The 16,662-nt window shown below is 60.4% G+C and carries 15 protein-coding genes; 9 read left to right on the top strand and 6 right to left on the bottom strand.

The window, feature by feature from the left end; all coding sequences use genetic code 11:
- Positions 1-59: 59 nt before the first annotated feature.
- The gene (locus tag EAY64_RS04670; protein ID WP_103523629.1) at positions 60-1,547 is read right to left on the bottom strand and encodes an aldehyde dehydrogenase; all 1,488 of its coding nucleotides are present in this window, start codon (positions 1,545-1,547) and stop codon (positions 60-62) included.
- 60 nt (positions 1,548-1,607) lie between these two features.
- Positions 1,608-2,153: a cupin domain-containing protein gene (locus EAY64_RS04665; protein WP_103523628.1), complete on the bottom strand. Its 546-nt coding sequence runs from the start codon at positions 2,151-2,153 to the stop codon at positions 1,608-1,610.
- A 411-nt stretch (positions 2,154-2,564) separates the two neighbouring features.
- Here EAY64_RS04665 and EAY64_RS04660 point away from each other — a divergent pair, with 411 nt between their 5' ends.
- The 9 genes from EAY64_RS04660 (at position 2,565) to EAY64_RS04620 (ending at position 12,012) form a co-directional block, all read left to right on the top strand.
- Positions 2,565-3,320 carry a gamma-glutamyl-gamma-aminobutyrate hydrolase family protein gene (locus EAY64_RS04660; RefSeq protein ID WP_103523627.1) on the top strand — a complete coding sequence of 252 codons (756 nt, stop codon included), beginning with the start codon at positions 2,565-2,567 and terminating at the stop codon, positions 3,318-3,320.
- Between the two features lie 53 nt (positions 3,321-3,373).
- Positions 3,374-4,705, top strand: coding sequence for a glutamine synthetase family protein (locus EAY64_RS04655; protein ID WP_103523626.1), 1,332 nt, complete (start codon positions 3,374-3,376; stop codon positions 4,703-4,705).
- 219 nt (positions 4,706-4,924) lie between these two features.
- Complete coding sequence (locus tag EAY64_RS04650; protein ID WP_103523625.1) at positions 4,925-6,304, top strand: aspartate aminotransferase family protein; 1,380 nt, start codon at positions 4,925-4,927, stop codon at positions 6,302-6,304.
- Between the two features lie 324 nt (positions 6,305-6,628).
- Positions 6,629-7,486, top strand: a complete 858-nt coding sequence (gene motA / locus EAY64_RS04645) for a flagellar motor stator protein MotA (RefSeq protein ID WP_103523624.1) — start codon at positions 6,629-6,631, stop codon at positions 7,484-7,486.
- Positions 7,487-7,504: 18 nt separating this feature from the next.
- Positions 7,505-8,413, top strand: coding sequence for a flagellar motor protein MotB (gene motB / locus EAY64_RS04640; protein WP_103523623.1), 909 nt, complete (start codon positions 7,505-7,507; stop codon positions 8,411-8,413).
- Positions 8,414-8,419: 6 nt separating this feature from the next.
- Positions 8,420-9,166, top strand: coding sequence for a class I SAM-dependent methyltransferase (locus tag EAY64_RS04635; protein ID WP_103523622.1), 747 nt, complete (start codon positions 8,420-8,422; stop codon positions 9,164-9,166).
- Positions 9,153-10,475, top strand: a complete 1,323-nt coding sequence (locus EAY64_RS04630) for an HDOD domain-containing protein (protein WP_103523621.1) — start codon at positions 9,153-9,155, stop codon at positions 10,473-10,475. The genes EAY64_RS04635 and EAY64_RS04630 overlap by 14 nt, the downstream gene beginning before the upstream one ends.
- Before the next feature lie 3 nt (positions 10,476-10,478).
- Positions 10,479-11,282, top strand: a complete 804-nt coding sequence (locus EAY64_RS04625; RefSeq protein WP_103523620.1) for a TrmH family RNA methyltransferase — start codon at positions 10,479-10,481, stop codon at positions 11,280-11,282.
- A 34-nt stretch (positions 11,283-11,316) separates the two neighbouring features.
- The gene (locus EAY64_RS04620; protein ID WP_103523652.1) at positions 11,317-12,012 is read left to right on the top strand and encodes an N-acetylmuramoyl-L-alanine amidase family protein; all 696 of its coding nucleotides are present in this window, start codon (positions 11,317-11,319) and stop codon (positions 12,010-12,012) included.
- 42 nt (positions 12,013-12,054) lie between these two features.
- On the opposite strand, the gene EAY64_RS04615 is transcribed toward EAY64_RS04620, so the two are convergent.
- The 4 genes from EAY64_RS04615 to EAY64_RS04600 are packed head-to-tail and all read right to left on the bottom strand — an operon-like array spanning position 12,055 to position 16,568.
- A complete protein-coding gene (locus EAY64_RS04615; RefSeq protein WP_103523619.1) occupies positions 12,055-12,429 on the bottom strand; it encodes a lysozyme inhibitor LprI family protein in 375 nt (124 codons plus the stop codon).
- Between the two features lie 44 nt (positions 12,430-12,473).
- Entirely contained in the window at positions 12,474-13,706 is a 1,233-nt protein-coding gene (locus EAY64_RS04610) for a multifunctional CCA addition/repair protein (RefSeq protein ID WP_103523618.1), read from the bottom strand.
- Positions 13,706-14,653, bottom strand: coding sequence for a complex I NDUFA9 subunit family protein (locus tag EAY64_RS04605; RefSeq protein WP_103523617.1), 948 nt, complete (start codon positions 14,651-14,653; stop codon positions 13,706-13,708). The genes EAY64_RS04610 and EAY64_RS04605 overlap by 1 nt, the downstream gene beginning before the upstream one ends.
- Positions 14,654-14,678: 25 nt before the next feature.
- A complete protein-coding gene (locus EAY64_RS04600) occupies positions 14,679-16,568 on the bottom strand; it encodes a lytic transglycosylase domain-containing protein (protein WP_103523616.1) in 1,890 nt (629 codons plus the stop codon).
- Positions 16,569-16,662: the final 94 nt, after the last annotated feature.

Here is a 16,662-nt window from a genome sequence, read left to right as displayed (position 1 = left end):
ATCGGTATTGAAAGAAAAAGGCGCTCCGTGGAGCGCCTTTTGCATGCAGCTGAGCTGTCTTACAGCTTGATCAGCGTGCTCTTCAGCTCGCTGTATTTTTCCAGCGCGTGCAGCGATTTGTCGCGGCCATTGCCAGACTGCTTGAAGCCGCCGAAGGGGAAGTTCATGTCGCCGCCTTCGTCGTAGCAGTTGACCCACACGGTGCCGGCGCGCAGACGGCGCGATACCTGATGGGCAGTGCTGACGTTGGAGGTCCATACCGCAGCGGCCAGGCCGTATTCGGTATCGTTGGCGATGCTGACGGCTTCGTCCAGGGTGTCGAAGGTGATGACCGACAGCACCGGCCCGAAGATTTCCTCGCGGCAGGTAGTCATGTCCGGGCGCTGGCAATCAAAGGCGGTCGGTTCGATGAACAGGCCCTTGTCGGTGTGGGCAGCCTTGCCGCCGCAAATCAGGCCGGCGCCTTCGCTCAGGCCCTTGTCGACATAGGACAGCACCTTGTCGTACTGGATCTTGTCGACAATGGCACCCATGCTGGTGGCCGGGTCCAGCGGATCGCCCGGGAACCAGCCCTGGGCAGCCTTCTTGAACTCGGCCAGGAAGGCTTCTTTCACGCTGCGCTGTACCAGCACGCGCGAGCCGGCGGTGCACATTTCTCCCATATTGAAGAAAATGGCGCCTGCTGCGGTGCGGGCGGCCTTGGCAATGTCCGGGCAGTCTTCCAGCACGATATTGGGCGACTTGCCACCCAGCTCCAGCCAGACGCGCTTGAGGTTGGATTGGGCGGCATAGCCGGCAATCAGCTTGCCCACGCCGGTGGAGCCGGTAAACGCCAGGCAGTCCACGTCCATGTGCAAGGCCAGTGCCTTGCCGACGTCACCCGCGCCGGGCAGTACCTGGAAGATACCGTCAGGGATGCCGGCATCCTTGGCCAGCTGCGCCAGGCGAATGGCGGTGAGCGGGGATTTTTCCGAGGGCTTGACGATGACGGCATTGCCGGCAGCCAGGGCGGGGCCGAATTTCCAGCTTGCCATCAGGATGGGGAAGTTCCACGGCACCACGGCTGCCACCACGCCAATGGCTTCGCGGGTCACCAGGCCCACCAGCTTGGGGTCGACCGGCGCCACTTCGCCACCGATCTTGTCGATGGCTTCGGCAAACCATTCCACACAGTAAGCAGCACCCGGCACGTCCACGGTGGTGGAGTCGCCAATCGGCTTGCCCATGTCCAGTGTTTCCAGCAGTGCCAGCTCGTCGCCGTGTTCGCGAATCAGCGCGGCAAAGCGCTTCAGGACCTTGCCGCGAGCCAGCGGGGCCAGCTCCGACCACTTGCCGGAATCAAAGGCGGCGCGAGCAGCGGTCACGGCAGCGTTCACTTCGGCCTCGCCGCAGCTGGCGATGTCGGCCAGTTTCTGACCGTTGGCCGGATTGACGCAATCGAAGGTCTTGCCATCGGCGGCGCTGGTGTAGGCACCGTTGATGAAGGCACGGCCTTCGATATTCAGTTGTGCAGCAAGCTGTTTCCACTCTGCATGGGTACGCGCCATGGGTCTTCTCCTGATATTTATGTAAGGTGATTCCGGTTGCTCGTTGCTGGCGACCGTCAATCAGAATGTGGGCGGCGAGCTGGCGCTGACCATTTCGCAGATTTCATTGCCGATGTTGCGAAAGCGATGCGGCAGTTTGCTGTCGAAATAGTAAGAGTCGCCCGGACCCAGAATACGGGTTTCGTTGTTGACCGTGATTTCAATCGAACCGGCAATGATGACGCCACCTTCCTGGCCCTCATGCATCAGCATATCGGGGCCGGTGTCGGCACCCGGTTCGTAATGCTCTTTCAGAATGGCGATATCACGCCGTTCGTGGGCGGTGCCGACCAGCAGCAGCCTGATTTGATCATTGCCCAGATTGGGAAGTTCTTTTGCCTGGTAGAACACGCGCGGCTGTTGCGGCTCTACATCAAAAGTGAAAAATTCCGCCAAGGTCATCGGCAGGCCTTCCAGTACCTTCTTCAAGGAGCTGATCGACGGGCTGACGCGATTCTGCTCGATCAGGGAGATCGTGCCGTTGGTGACGCCTGCCCGCTTGGCAAGTTCGCGTTGTGACAGACCAAACCGGTCTCTGACCACTCTCAATCGTGCGCCTACATCCATCTGGCTGCTTCCATCTATGTTAATAATTTTAGACGTTCCATCATATGGTTTTTGATCGTATCCTGCATCTGTTGTTGCGCTGCAAAATCAAATTTCTTTGCATGTTTTGGAGTTTATAGCCAGAATCAGCCTCAGGAATCAAGGGTGTTGTGGATTTTTTTAAACATCTGCAACAGTATATTTGATCAAACCTTGGTTTGTGCGATGATAGCGTTCATGCTGTCCGTCATGGTTTGCTGGACGGCATGACGGGTACTTTCTTCTGTTCAGTTTCTTGTGGCCGGCACGGCCGGACTTGAGTCACACTGGACAGGTGCGGTACCAGGCTGCAGCCAGGCAGTGGTGTGCAGTCGCTGGCAACCTGTCGGAAACCGCGTGTGCGGTTTCTCCAATCGAGTCAACGAGGTCCTTATGCAGCAACCGATTATCGGCATTCCGTGTGATGTGAAAATGGTGGGCGGTCTGCCATTTCATGCGGTTGGCGAGAAATACATTGCAGCTGCCGCAGGTGGCGTGGGTGGTATTCCGGTGCTGATTCCTTCATTGGGCAGCGCGGCACCGCTGCGTGAATATCTCAAGTTTGTGGATGGTGTGCTGCTGCCCGGCTCACTATCCAATATCGAGCCTCATCGTTATGGCGGCCAAGCCAGCCGCCAGGGAACACTTCATGATCCGGCGCGTGATGCAACCACGCTGCCGCTCATCGACCTTCTTCTGCAAGAAGGCATCCCGCTTCTGGGTATTTGCCGCGGTTTCCAGGAAATCAATGTTGCACTGGGCGGTGAACTCTTCCAGCACGTACAGGAAGAACAAGGCTTTGGCGATCATCGCGAGCCGGATACTCAGAATCTGGATGAGATGTATGGTCTGGCACATGCCCTGCACCTGCAACCGGACAGCCTGCTCAAGAGCTGGCTGGGGCAGGATGAAGTCAGGGTGAACTCGCTGCACCAGCAAGGGATCAAACGTCTGGCCGACCGCCTGGTGGCGGAAGGCGTGGCGGATGACGGGCTGGTGGAAGCATACCGGGTCAGGGATGCCAAGGGCTTTGCCTACGGCGCGCAGTGGCATCCTGAATGGAAATACTGGGAAAACCCGGTGTCCATGGCCATTTTCAATGCGTTCGGTGACGCTTGCCGCGCGCGTCGTGCCAGCCGTCAGGGCTGAATCGCACGTCATCCAGAGCCGGTACACCGGCCACAATGGAAGTAGAGGAAAACATGAACCAAATCAATGATTGGCTGCGAGAACATCGCATCACGGAAGTCGAGTGCATCGTACCGGACATGACCGGCGTGGCACGCGGCAAGATCGTCCCCAAGGACAAATTCGTCTCCGACCCGGAAATGCGTCTTCCGGAAGCGGTACTGATCCAGACTGTCACCGGCGATTACCCGGATGACAGCATGCTGGACCTGACTGACCCGGACATGGTGCTGACGCCCGATCCGAACTCGCTGCGTTTTGTGCCCTGGGCAGCCGACCCCACCGCCCAGCTGATCTACGACTGCTACCGCGCCGATGGCTCGCTGGTGGACGTGGCACCGCGCAGCGTGCTCAAGCGCGTATTGGGCCTGTTTGACGAACTGGGCTTCGAACCGGTACTGGCTCCGGAAATGGAGTTCTACCTGATGTCGCCGAACCCGGATCCGGACATTCCGCTGACCGCACCGATCGGCCGTACCGGTCGTGCCGAGTTTGGTCGTCGTTCCTACTCCATCGATGCGGTGAACGAATTCGACCCGCTGTTCGAGGACATCTACGACTACTGCCATGCGCAGAATCTGGAAGTGGACACGCTGATTCATGAAATCGGCACCGCCCAGATGGAAATCAACTTTCTGCATGGCAACCCGCTGGATCTGGCCGACCAGGTATTCCTGTTCAAGCGTACCGTGCGCGAGGCAGCCTTCCGTCACAATATGTACGCCACCTTCATGGCCAAGCCGATGGAAAACGAGCCGGGCTCGGCCATGCACATGCACCAGAGCCTGATCGACAAGAACACCGGCAAGAATGTGTTCACCAATGAAGATGGCAGCCCGTCCGACATCTTCTTCCACTTCATCGGTGGCATGCAGCACTACATCCCGGAAGTGATGCCGTTCTTTGCCCCGTATGTGAACTCCTTCCGTCGCCTCAGCCCGTATACTGCTGCGCCGACCAATGTGGAGTGGGGCTACGACAACCGTACCGTCGGCCTGCGCGTGCCGCATTCTTCCCCGGCCGCCCGTCGCGTGGAAAACCGCGTACCTGGCGTGGACGTGAACCCCTATATCGCCATGGCCGCTACCCTGGCCTGCGGCTACCTGGGCATCGTCAACAAGATCAAGCCGCGCGAACCGATGTCGACCGATGCCTACGAGCTGCCCTTCCAGTTCCCGCATGGTGCGGAAGAGTCGCTCAAGCGTCTGGCCGCCTGCCCGGATATTCCGGAAGTCATGGGCCCGCATTTCGTGAAGATGTATCTGGGTATGAAGGAGAAGGAATTCTCCGAATACTTCCGCGTCATCAGCCCGTGGGAACGCAAGTTCCTGCTGCTGCACGTATAAAAAAACGTTTCAGGTGAGTGCTGCCGATCCGCAGGGGTCGGTGGCGGATGCCCGGCATGCCGGGCGTCCGGATAGTGGCAGTCGCAGCAGGCATCTTGATCGCAAGGCCCGTCAGGGCCTTGTTTTAAACATCCATGTTGCAGCCTGAGGCTGGCCGATTCCGGCCAGCCCAACAATAAGCCCCGCAGGGGCTGGAGAGATAGTAGAGAGGAAGCTTTTATGCAGAACCAACGTACTACGACCGAATGGCGCGAACTGGATGCAGCACACCATCTGCACCCGTTTACGGACACCAACTCGCTGAACGAGCAGGGTGCGCGCGTCATCACCAAGGCCGATGGCATTTATCTGTACGACTCCGAAGGGAACAAGATTCTCGACGGGATGGCCGGCCTGTGGTGTGTGAATATCGGTTATGGCCGCAAGGATCTGCCGGAAGTGGCAAAGCGCCAGATGGAACAGCTGGCCTACTACAACACCTTCTTCAAGACCACGCATCCGGCCGTGGTGGAATTGTCCCACCTGCTGGCTGAAGTGGCCCCCGAAGGCTTCAAGCACGTTTTCTACACCAACTCCGGCTCCGAGTCCGTTGACACCATGATTCGCATGGTGCGCCGCTATTGGGATGTAAAAGGCAAGAAAGACAAGAAAACCCTGATCGGCCGCTGGAACGGCTATCACGGTTCCACTATCGGTGGTGCCAGCCTGGGCGGCATGACTTACATGCACGAGCAGGGCGACCTGCCGATTCCGGGCATCGTCCATGTCGAGCAGCCGTGGTGGTACAAGCACGGCAAGGACATGACACCGGAAGAGTTTGGCCTGGCTGCCGCCAAGTGGGTGGAAGACAAGATTCTGGAAGTGGGTGCCGACAAGGTAGCCGCTTTTGTCGGTGAGCCGATCCAGGGCGCGGGTGGCGTGATCGTACCGCCGTCCACCTACTGGCCGGAAATCCAGCGCATTTGCCAGAAATACGACATCCTGCTGGTGGCCGACGAAGTCATCTGTGGCTTTGGTCGCACTGGTGAATGGTTTGGTCAGCAGGTATTCGGCTTCAAGCCGGACATCTTCACCACCGCCAAGGGCCTGTCGTCCGGTTACCAGCCGATTGGCGCGGTATTCGTCAATGACAAGGTCGCCACTACCCTGGCCGAGGGCGGTGACTTCAATCACGGCTTTACCTACTCCGGCCACCCGGTAGCCGCTGCCGTGGCACACGCCAACGTCAAGGCACTGCGTGACGAAGGCATTGTTGACCGCGTGAAGAACGACACTGGCCCGTACATGCAAAAACGCTGGCGCGAGGTGTTTGGCCAGTTCGAGCATGTGGACGATGTCCGTGGCGTGGGTCTGATCCAGGCTTTCACCCTGGTGAAGAACAAGGCCACGCGCGAACTGTTCCCCAACTTTGGCGAAATCGGCACCCTGTGTCGCGATATTTTCTTCAAGAACAACCTGATCATGCGTGCCTGCGGCGATCACATCGTCTCCGCACCGCCGCTGGTGATCAGCAAGGAAGAAATCGACCAGATGCTGGATACCGCCGCCAAGTGCATGGTGGAGTTTGAAAAGCAGCTGAAAGAACGCGGTCTGGCCTGAGCCGTAGGCGTGGCTAGCGCTTGATGCAAACGGGTCGCCCATGGGGCGGCCCGTTTTTCTTGCTGATTGTCACCGCTTTGCTTGCCAGATTGGGCGTGCGCTGGCTACAAAAGAAGGGCGCAGGTCAACTGCAAGCTGTAAATGCCATGCTATTATTCGGGCTGTCGTTGCCTTGTCAGGGTGTTGGCCTGCCATCCGGCCGGCCCGGTCTGGCCGGGTAATGCAGGTGCTTGACGCCAATGCCGGCCAGTGCGGGGATGCCAGGAACGGAATGGCAGTGACAGTGAATCTAGTCGCGATAATCACAATTACAGGACCAAGCTAATGTTTGTCGGAATCGGCTACCTTCTTCTTCTCGGCTGCGTGCTGGGGGGCTTTGTTGCAGCAGGCGGCCATCTGGAGGCGCTGATGCAGCCGCTGGAAGTGCTGATGATTGCCGGTGCGGCCATCGGTGCTTTTGTCGTGGCCAATGGCGGTGCACCGATGAAAGCCACCATCAAGGCCTTGCCGACGGTGTTCAAGGGGACGCCGTATAACAAGGCCTTCTACATGGAACTGTTTACCTTGCTGTTTGAAATCCTGTCCAAGGTGCGCAAGGAAGGTCTGATGTCGGTGGAAGCCGATGTGGAAAATCCGGAAGCCAGCCCGGTTTTCTCCAAATATCCGGCGGTGCTGCATGATCACCATGTGGTCGAGTTCATTTGTGACTATCTGCGTCTGATGGTGGGCGGCAACCTGAACGCCTTCGAAATCGAAAACCTGATGGATGTGGAAATCGAAACCCATCATCACGAAGGTGAAGTGCCGATCAGTGCCGTGAAGGGCCTGGCCGATGGCTTGCCGGCTTTCGGTATCGTGGCCGCCGTGATGGGGGTGGTGCACACCATGGAATCGGTAGGCGCACCGCCATCCGAGCTTGGCATGCTGATTGCCCACGCGCTGGTGGGTACTTTCCTCGGTATTTTGCTGGCTTACGGCTTTGTGGCTCCGCTGGCCACCATTCTGGAACACAAGCTGGGTGATGGCACACGTGTATTCCAGACCATCAAGGTAACTTTGCTGGCCAGCCTGAATGGCTACGCGCCTCAGGTTGCCGTGGAATTTGGCCGTAAGGTGCTGACTTCGACCGATCGTCCTTCCTTCAAGGAACTGGAAGACCACGTCAAGCAGGCCAAAAAATAAGCGTAACAGGGTTGGATCATGGCTGACGAATCGCAACGCCCCATTATTGTCAAACGCATCAAAAAAGGCGGGCACGGCCATCATGGCGGTGCCTGGAAGATTGCCTATGCCGACTTCGTGACGGCAATGATGGCTTTCTTCCTGCTGATGTGGCTGCTGGGTTCGGCATCGCAGGGCACGCTGAACGGCATTGCCGAATACTTCAAGACCCCGCTCAAGGTGGCGATGTCCGGTGGCGATGGTGCCGGCGATGCCACTTCGGTGGTGAAGGGTGGCGGTAACGACCTGACCAAGAAGGCTGGCCAGGTCAACAAGAGCACCAAAGAGCAAGAGCGCAAGGTGATGGAAAAGCAGGCGCTGGACAAGCTGCAGCAAAAAATCCAGTCCAGCGTGGAGCAAAGTCAGGTTCTGAAGGATTACAAGAATCAGATGAAGCTGGAAATGACGCCAGAAGGCCTGAAAATCCAGATCGTTGACGAGCAGAACCGTCCCATGTTCGATTCCGGTAGCTCGCGCATGCTGCCGCATACCCGTGAGTTGCTGCAGCAACTGGCGCAACAGCTCAACCAGTTGCCCAACCGCATCAGCATCTCCGGGCATACCGATGCCACCCCTTTTGGCAATGGCCAGGCTGGTTACAGCAACTGGGAGCTGTCGGCTGATCGTGCCAATACTGCCCGCCGCGAACTGGTGGCCGGTGGCTTGCAGGAAGACAAGGTGATGCGCGTGGTGGGGGTGGCCGCAGCCAACCCGCTGATCAAGAGCAATGTATTCAGCCCGGAAAACCGTCGCATTACCATTGTGGTGCTGAATCAGGAGGCCGAGCAGGCCATTCTGAACGACGGTGTCAAGCCGCCGCTGAGTCAGGAGCCGATTGGCCCGATCGGCCCAGCGGAAAACGCCGCCGCCCCGGCCAAGGCAGAATAAACCGGCATGCGCTGGTTCTGGCTGCGCCATCTGACGGTGCAAGTGCTGGCAGCGCTGGCGGCCTGGTTTTTCATCGCGCCGGCCATGCAGCCGCAGGCCTGGTCGGTGTTGCAAGCTTTGTGTGCGGTTGTACTGGCCTATGTCTGGCGTATGGCCGGCTGGCAAAAGCTGGCACACGGCCTTTTTCTGCCCGCGGTGGTGCTATTGCAGCAACAGGGTTTGCCCGGCTGGGTGTATCTGCTGGGCCTGCTGCTGACACTGGCGCTGGGTCGCAATGCGCTGACCGAGCGCGTGCCCTTGTACCGCTCTGCACCGGAAGTGGCGGCCCGGCTGGCGCAATACCTGCCGCAGGGCGCCCGTTTGCTGGAGGCTGGCTGTGGCGATGGCCGGCTGGCGATGCAGCTGGCCACATTACGGCCCGATCTGCAGATTCTGGCACTGGAAAACGCCTGGGGCAGCTGGTTGCTGGCGCGCTTGCGCTGGTGGCATGCCGGGTGTCCGGCCGGTCTGGCTTTTGCCTGCCATAGCTTCTGGAAAGAACACTGGGGGGACTATGACGCGGTATATGCCTTTTTGTCGCCAGCACCCATGCCCCGGGTCTGGCGCAAGTTTCTGGCAGAAGGCGCACCAGCCAGCGTGCTGGTGAGCAATACCTTCATGGTTCCCGATGTCCAACCTGATAGCCGGATTCCGCTTGGCGGACCGCTGCAGAAAGAATTGCTGATCTGGTGCCACCCCCATGGATCTCGCTAACTGGTTTCAGTCCATCGCCGAACGGCGCTGGCCGATTCTCCCCGCTACCTTGCTCGAGGTCAGGGATGCCTGCTCGCGTCATAATGATCTGATCAGCTTTACCGAGCTGGCCAATCTCTGCCTGTCCGATCCGCTGCTGCTGTTCGACCTGCTGCGGGTGGTGGGTGGCTCGCGTGCCTTGCAGCGTAATGAATCCATTCCTTCGGTCGAGCAGACGCTGATGCTGATGGGGCTGGAAGCGGTGGTGCATCGCTTTGGCAAGCTCAGTGCCATGCAGGCAGTGCCGGACAAGCTGGATGCCGAAGTGGTCGATGCGGTGGAAGACTGGCTGGGGCGCAGCCGCGTGGCAGCACTCATCATCAAGGAATGGTTGTCGATTTCCGGCGAGCACAAGGTGGAAGACTGCTTTGTTGCCGCGTTGATTTATAATCTGCCCGCCTGCCTCTACCTGATCTACCGCAACCAGCTGCCAGACAAGCCTTTGCTGCAGGAAGTGGCTGACCACTTTGGCAGCGATTATTCCAAGGTGCTGGAACAATTTGTCCAGGCCATGCCATTGCCGGCGGGATTGTTGAATCTGCTGGGTAGCGGTGCTCCGTCAAAGCGCAAACAGTTGCTGAAGCTGGCCATGGCTACCGCCAACTCGCTGGAGCAGGGCTGGTGGCGGTCATCATGGAATGTGGGGCTGGATCTGGTCGCCAAGCTGATCGGGGCCACGCCGCAGCAGGTTTATCTGGGTGTGGTGCAAGCCTGTCTGACGGTGGCGCGACAGCCGCGTGCGGCAGCCTATACCTACCCGGCACGTTGCATTCTGTTGATCGAGGGCGAATACAAGCGGCCGGAGCTGAAAAAGGCGGCCGTGCTGACCAGCCCCGACCAGCTGGAGCAGGGTATACGCGAATCCATCCGCCATCTGTCCAACGACCTCAAATTCGAGCGGGTACTGTTTTACCGCTACGACCACGACAGCCACAGCCTGCGCCTGAAATATCAGGTAGGACTGGCCGAAGGCCACGCGCTGCGCAAGCTGCCGCTGGAGCTGGAGCCTGGCAGCTTTCTGGCCTTGCTCACCAGCAAGGCGCAAAGCTTCCATGCGCCGGAAAGTGTGCGCAACCAGCTGGTGCGCAAGTACGAGGATGATTTTTTCGAACATATCGGAGATAGCGAATTCGCCATCATGAGCCTGTATCTGGGCCATCGGCTGGCCGGGGTGTTCTATGTCGACAATGGCCGCAGCGGCCGCGACATCGACGACACCAGCTATCACCGCTTCAAGGAACTGGTGGCCAGGCTGACGCCGCACCATTGATGCATGCAGTACACCGGTAAAACCATAAGCTCTCCCCATAACGACGAAGTCAAACAGCTGGCGCGGCTGGTACAAAACAGCCGCGAGCGGCGCAAGCAGGGCCTGATGGTGCTGGAAGGCATTCATCTGACCCAATCCTGTCTCGAGGCCGGCCTGCTGCCGCAGCGTGTCTATGTCAATGCCCAGGCACTGGCTCATGCCGAGGTGGCGGCCTTGCTGGCGTCCTTGCCGGCGAGCTGTGCCGTGGCCATCCTGCCCGAGCCCATCATGGCCAAGGCCAGTGCCCTGGCCACGCCGCCCGAGTTGCTGGCGCTGTGTGCCCGGCCACAACCGGCGGCCCCGGCGGCCAATGCGGCGCGGGTGCTGCTGGAAGATATCCAGGACCCAGGCAATCTGGGTACCATCCTGCGCTGCGCTGCCGCCTCTGGCGTGCGCGAGGTGCTGCTGTCCAAAGGCTGTGTCGATGTCTATTCCCCCAAGGTGCTGCGTGCCGGCATGGGGGCGCATTTTGTGCTCAGCATTCATGAACAGGTTGAGCTGGAGCCGGCCATGCGTGGCTTCGCCGGGCGCAAGCTGGTGACTTATCTGGATGGCAGCAGCTCGCTGTACAGCCAGGATCTGACCGGTGCGGTGGCGCTGGTGTTTGGTAATGAAGGTGCCGGTGTTTCGCCGGCCTTGCTGGCGCTGGCCGATGCCCGCATCCGTATCCCCATGCCGGGGCATGCCGAGTCGCTGAATGTGGCGATGGCAGCCACCGTCTGCCTGTTCGAACGAGTGCGCCAGCTGGAGCTGGCCGCCACCCGCTAAGGTGCAGGCCTTATTTTTCCAAGGTGGATTCCTGATGAGACAATGCTGGAGCCTGATCCTGCTGCTCGGCCTGGCCGTGCCGGCGCTGGCGCAGAACGTGCAAAGCGTGGCAGTGGACGTGGGCCATTCGCTGGCGGCACCGGGTGCGCGTAGCGCCAGCGGCCAGACCGAGTTCAGCTTCAACCGGCGCATGGCCCTGCTGTTGGCCGAGCAGTTGCGTGAACGGGGTGTCGATGTACTGCTGATTGGTGCGGCAGGGGACATCAGGCAGCTGAGTGAACGCACGCAACTGGCGCAAGGGCGGCAATTGCTGCTGTCGGTGCATCACGACTCGGTGCAGCCACAATACCTGTCCGAGGCCGGACGGTTTCAGGGTTACTCGCTGTTTGTTTCGCGCAAGAACCCCTTTGCCGAGCTGAGCCTGGCCTGCGCCCGGCAGATTGCATTGTCGCTGCAGGAGGCCGGCGAGCGACCAACCCTGCATCATACTGAAGCCATTGCCGGGGAAAACCGGCCCTTGGCGGATGCGGCGCTGGGGATTTACTGGTTTGATGATCTGGTGGTGCTGAAAACGGCGACCCAGCCGGCGGTGTTGGTCGAGCATGGGGTGATCGTCAATCCGGCTGAGGAGGCAAGGCTGGCGCAGCCGGCGGTGACGCTGAAGCTGGCGCGGGCAGTCGCTGCGGGTGCAGCGCGGTGCCAGGCGGTGCCGGCAGCGACTTCGCCATGAGGCAGACCCTGCCGCCGGGAGGCGGGCAGGGTGAGGCAGCGTTTATTGCAGCTTGCTGTTCATGCAGCCGGCACTCTTGCACTCACGCTTGCGGTCATTGATGAATTGCAGGCGGTCGATGGTGGTGCGGGTGGCACAATCCAGGTTGACGAAAAAGCCGCGCTGATCGCTATAGCTGCAATCGGCATTGCGCTGGCGAATCCAGCTCAGCTGGCCGCTTTTCAATTGTTTTTTGCCTTCGGCATCCAGCATCTTGGCCAGTTCGCCATAGCTCTCGTTCAGGTCTTTGTCGGCCTGGCTATACACCTTGTTCAGGCAGTACAGACCGTCAAAATCATTCTTGGGCTTGTCACAGGCGGAATTGGCCAGGGCGCTGGCGCTCAAGGCCAGCAAAATCAGGCTCAGGCAGGTTTTCATCGGGTTCTCCAGTAAGTTGGTGCGGCTAGTTGATCATGGCTGCATTACGCTTTGTCGGGCAGGCCAAGTGTCATCCGGGCCTTGGCGATGGCCTGGCTGCGGGCACTATCGACAGCGGCGGCGATTTGTCCGGGCTCGCTGCAGGTCTTGGCGATGCTGCCGGCATCCACCGCCAGCGCTGCGCTCAGCAACTGGTCCAGCCAGCCGGCTTGCGGATAGGGGTCGGTCTCGAAATGCAGCCTGCCCCGGGCGTCGGCCACCCCGGCGGCCAGCATCTGGCGGAAACGCTCCGGCCGGCGCAGGGCATCGCAATCCTTGAACAGGCGCAGGATGGTGCTTGGCTTCATCTGTGCGGTGCCATGCACCTTGGTGTGGTGCAGCACGGTGATGCGCGCCAGGTCACGACACTCGGCGGGTACGCGCAGCCGTTCACATAATGCCAGCAAGGGTTTTTCACCGCGGGCCTCGTGCCCGATATGCCGCGGCAGGATGTCGGCCGGAGTCAGCGCCTTGCCCAGGTCGTGGGTCAGTGCGGCAAAACGCACGGCCAATGGCTGCTGCATGCTGGCTGCCATGTCGATCACGCGCATCACGTGGTCGCCGGTGTCGATTTCCGGGTGGTAATCGGCCCGTTGCGGCACGCCGAACAGGGCGTCGACTTCTGGCAGAATGCGCTGCAGCGCACCGCACTCACGCAAGATCAGGAAGAAACGCGAGGGCTTGTCTTCCTGCAAGGCCTTGGCCATTTCCTGCCACACCCGCTCGGCCACCAGTGCGTCTACCTCGCCGGCGGCCACCATGTCCTGCATCAACTGCATGGTTTCCGGGGCAACGCTAAAACCGAAACGGGCGGCGAAGCGCGCCAGCCGCAAAATGCGTACCGGATCTTCGGCAAAGGCCGGGCTGACATGGCGCAGCACGCCAGCGCGCAGATCCTGTTGCCCGTTGTAGGGGTCGATCAACTGCCCCTGATCGTCCTGGGCAATGGCATTGATGGTGAGGTCGCGCCGGGCCAGATCCTGTTCCAGCGTCACGCTTTCATCAGCATGAAAGGCAAAGCCGTGGTAGCCCTTGCCGGTTTTGCGCTCGGTGCGCGCCAGCGCGTATTCCTCGTGGCTATGCGGGTGCAGGAAAACCGGAAAATCCTTGCCTACCGGTTTATAGCCCTGCTGCAACATGCTTTCGACACTGGCTCCCACCACCACCCAGTCCCTGTCCTTGACCGGCAGGCCGAGCAGGCGGTCGCGCACGGCGCCGCCGACAATATAGACCTGCATCAGCGGGCGGCTTCCCTGCGGTAATCAGACAGGATCAGATTGAATTCATCCTGGCCCAGGTATTGAGGCGCCACGACTTCCAGCGGCGTCGGGGCAAAGCCGAGCAGGGCGCTGGGGAAGGGCTGCGGGCTGACATTGTCCACCGCTAGTGAGCGCACATTGTCGCGGCTCATCAGGGTGGGGCCGGGCAGCAGCTCCATCAGCCCGGCTTGCAGCATGGCAATTCCTTGCGGCAGGCCGATGACCGGGCGCGGTGTGCCACGCAGCTGGCCGACATAGCGCACCAGCTCGGCCAGGGTATAGCTGCGCGGGCCGGTCAGATCGAGGCTTTGGCCCACGCTGTGCGGGTTTTGCAGGCAGGCGACCACGGCGCGTGCCAGATCATCGGCCCAGACCGGGGCAAAGCGGGTATTGGCTCCGGCCAAGGGCAGCAGCGGCAGCTTGTCGAGCAGGCCGGCAAACAGGGTGAGAAAGCTGTCGCCACGACCGAATACCACCGACGGCCGCAGAATGGTCCAGTCCAGTCCACTTTCCCGCAGTCGCTGTTCGGCGATGCCCTTGGTTTGCTGGTAGTCGCTGGGTGCATTGGCATCCGCGCCCAGTGCGCTGATATGCAGCAGCCGGCGTATTCCCTGCTTGTGGCAGCTGGCGATGATCTTGTCCAGCAGCTCGACATGGGCGCGTTCAAAGGCCTTGCGCGTGCCATGCAGGATGCCCACCATGCTGATCACCGTGTCGTGGCCGGCCAGCAGCTGCTGCAGGGCCAGCGGGTGGTGCACATTGGTGGAAACCACTTCGGTCTTGGGCAGGACAATCAGTGCCGCCTTGTTACGGTCGCGATTGCGGGTGGCAATGGTCAGCGCGGCTTCCTGTTCGGCCAGCCGTTCTGCAATATAGCTACCGATGAAGCCACTGCCGCCGATCAGGCAGATACGTCGATCTTGCATTGCTTTCTCCTTGTGCTGCTGTGGTTCAGCGTGCCGGAATGGTGCCCATGCGGGTCTTCAGCGAAATATTGGCATGGCCGAATGTGCTGGCATAGTAAGCGGCATTGGCCATGACCTTCTGCACATAATCACGGGTTTCGCTAAAGGGAATGGTTTCAGCATAGATGGTCCCGTCCAGCGGGCGGCTATCCTGCCAGGCACGGGCACGTCCCGGCCCTGCATTATAGGCAGCGGTGGCCATGACTTCGTTGCCGGACAGGCTGTCACGGACATAGCGCAGATACCAGGTGCCCAGCTGCACATTGGTGTCGATATCGGTGACCGAATAGCTGGTCAGCCCCATCTTCTTGGCCACCCATTTGGCGGTGGCCGGCATCAGCTGCATCAGGCCGGAAGCCCCCACGCCGGAGCGGGCGGCAATGATGAAGCGGCTTTCCTGGCGGATCAGGCCATAGACCCAGGCATCGTCCACATCCAGCTGGCGGGCGTAACGCTGGGTGATGTCGCGATAGGGTGTGAGGTAGCGCAGCGAATAATCGTGTTCTTCCTTGGTGCGCTCGGCACTGTAGATGGCCATGTCGTAAAACGCTTCACGGCGGCCGATTTCCGCTGCGGCCAGCAACTCCATATCATTACGGCCGCGCATGGCCCAGCGCCACTCGCGTTGGGCATCGCTGCGCAACTCCGGCTTGCCAAAGCTATTGCTGATGTCCAGCAAGGCCAGGGCGCGCTGGATGGCCGGATTGGCGCGCATGGCGCTGATGTCGGCCGTGCTGGGGCCGGTTTTGCTGGCCGGGGTGGACAGCGCATTGCCCAGTTCTTCCAGCGACAGCAAGGCGTAGTAGTGATGGCCGATGCTGGCCTTGGCAAACAGCGCCGGTGCTTCGCTGCTGCGGCCCAGTTGCTTCAGGCTGCGGGCGCGCCAGTATTGCCATGCCGGCTTGCTGGCCACGGCTGCCGGCATGGCGCGGGTGATCTGTTCCAGCTGCGCCCACTGCTCGCCACGCAAGGCCGCGCGTGCCCACCATTCCCATTGTTCGGCGGTCAGCTGCTGCGGATCAGCCTTGGCATACCATTGCAGTGCCTGTGCCATCAGCTGTTTGCGTGCCGACAGCAAGGCCAGCTGTCCCCAGGCAAAGCCGCTGCGCTCCTTGCTCAGCGAACCTTCCACTGCCAGCAGGCGGCTGACTGCTGCATTGCTGTCACTGCGTGCCTTGCTGACGATGCCATACAGGATGGCTTCCTGGCCGCCGGCGCTGGCCGGGCTGGCAGCCGCCGGATTATTCAGTGCGGCATTGTCCAGCGGCAAATTGGTGGCATCAGCCAGTTGGCGTGCCTGTGTGACAAAATTGCCGGCCAGCAACAGGCGCACCCGGCGCCACAGCCAGTCCTGGGAGAGCTGGCCTTGTGCGGCGGCGGCAGTCAGCAACTGGTTACAGCCATCCGGAGCCGGGCGCATCTCGAGAAAACGGTTGAGGTCATCCGGCTTCTTGCCCTGGCGCACATCCTGCAATTGACCATAGCAGATGGATTCTTCATCCCGGGCATCCTCCGGCAGCTTTTTCCACTCGGCGTTGAAGTTGCCCCAGTCTTCGCGCTTGCCCAGCTTTTTCAGCCACTCATTGCGGATTTTTTCCGGCATCCAGCCATCGCGTACGCTATTGAGAAACCCTATTACCTGGCCATCGTTGTCGCGGTCCAGTGCTTTGAGGGTGAGCCAGTAGGACGGGTAGTCGTGCAGTGCGTAGCTGGCCGGCATGGCGCTGGCGATGCTGGCCAGCTTGCCGAGGTCGTTGCTGCGGTAGGCCTCGCGGGCGGCAAGCAGGTCTTCGTTATTGCCGGCCTGTGCGGGCAGGGCGGCGACAAGTGTCAGGGCAAGGCTGAGGGTGCGGAGTGTACTGAGCGAACGGGTCATGTAAACAGATTCTCTTGAGGTCGGCCATTCCCGGCGGCTGCCCTTGTCAGGCAGTCAGGGTGGGGGGTAGAGGCCAGGAGCGGCAGGCTGATTA

Source organism: Aquitalea palustris (assembly GCF_003693445.1).
Taxonomy (GTDB): domain Bacteria; phylum Pseudomonadota; class Gammaproteobacteria; order Burkholderiales; family Chromobacteriaceae; genus Aquitalea; species Aquitalea palustris.
Note: the sequence above shows the minus strand (reverse complement) of the source record. Positions and strands in the feature narration are given on the sequence as shown.

Excerpts from the sequence above, each read along its gene's own strand:
- EAY64_RS04670 (WP_103523629.1), bottom strand. The coding sequence starts at position 1,547 with ATGGCGCGTACCCATGCAGAGTGGAAACAGCTTGCTGCACAACTGAAT.
- EAY64_RS04665 (WP_103523628.1), bottom strand. The coding sequence starts at position 2,153 with ATGGATGTAGGCGCACGATTGAGAGTGGTCAGAGACCGGTTTGGTCTG.
- EAY64_RS04660 (WP_103523627.1), top strand. The coding sequence starts at position 2,565 with ATGCAGCAACCGATTATCGGCATTCCGTGTGATGTGAAAATGGTGGGC.
- EAY64_RS04655 (WP_103523626.1), top strand. The coding sequence starts at position 3,374 with ATGAACCAAATCAATGATTGGCTGCGAGAACATCGCATCACGGAAGTC.
- EAY64_RS04650 (WP_103523625.1), top strand. The coding sequence starts at position 4,925 with ATGCAGAACCAACGTACTACGACCGAATGGCGCGAACTGGATGCAGCA.
- motA (WP_103523624.1), top strand. The coding sequence starts at position 6,629 with ATGTTTGTCGGAATCGGCTACCTTCTTCTTCTCGGCTGCGTGCTGGGG.
- motB (WP_103523623.1), top strand. The coding sequence starts at position 7,505 with ATGGCTGACGAATCGCAACGCCCCATTATTGTCAAACGCATCAAAAAA.
- EAY64_RS04635 (WP_103523622.1), top strand. The coding sequence starts at position 8,420 with ATGCGCTGGTTCTGGCTGCGCCATCTGACGGTGCAAGTGCTGGCAGCG.
- EAY64_RS04630 (WP_103523621.1), top strand. The coding sequence starts at position 9,153 with ATGGATCTCGCTAACTGGTTTCAGTCCATCGCCGAACGGCGCTGGCCG.
- EAY64_RS04625 (WP_103523620.1), top strand. The coding sequence starts at position 10,479 with ATGCAGTACACCGGTAAAACCATAAGCTCTCCCCATAACGACGAAGTC.
- EAY64_RS04620 (WP_103523652.1), top strand. The coding sequence starts at position 11,317 with ATGAGACAATGCTGGAGCCTGATCCTGCTGCTCGGCCTGGCCGTGCCG.
- EAY64_RS04615 (WP_103523619.1), bottom strand. The coding sequence starts at position 12,429 with ATGAAAACCTGCCTGAGCCTGATTTTGCTGGCCTTGAGCGCCAGCGCC.
- EAY64_RS04610 (WP_103523618.1), bottom strand. The coding sequence starts at position 13,706 with ATGCAGGTCTATATTGTCGGCGGCGCCGTGCGCGACCGCCTGCTCGGC.
- EAY64_RS04605 (WP_103523617.1), bottom strand. The coding sequence starts at position 14,653 with ATGCAAGATCGACGTATCTGCCTGATCGGCGGCAGTGGCTTCATCGGT.
- EAY64_RS04600 (WP_103523616.1), bottom strand. The coding sequence starts at position 16,568 with ATGACCCGTTCGCTCAGTACACTCCGCACCCTCAGCCTTGCCCTGACA.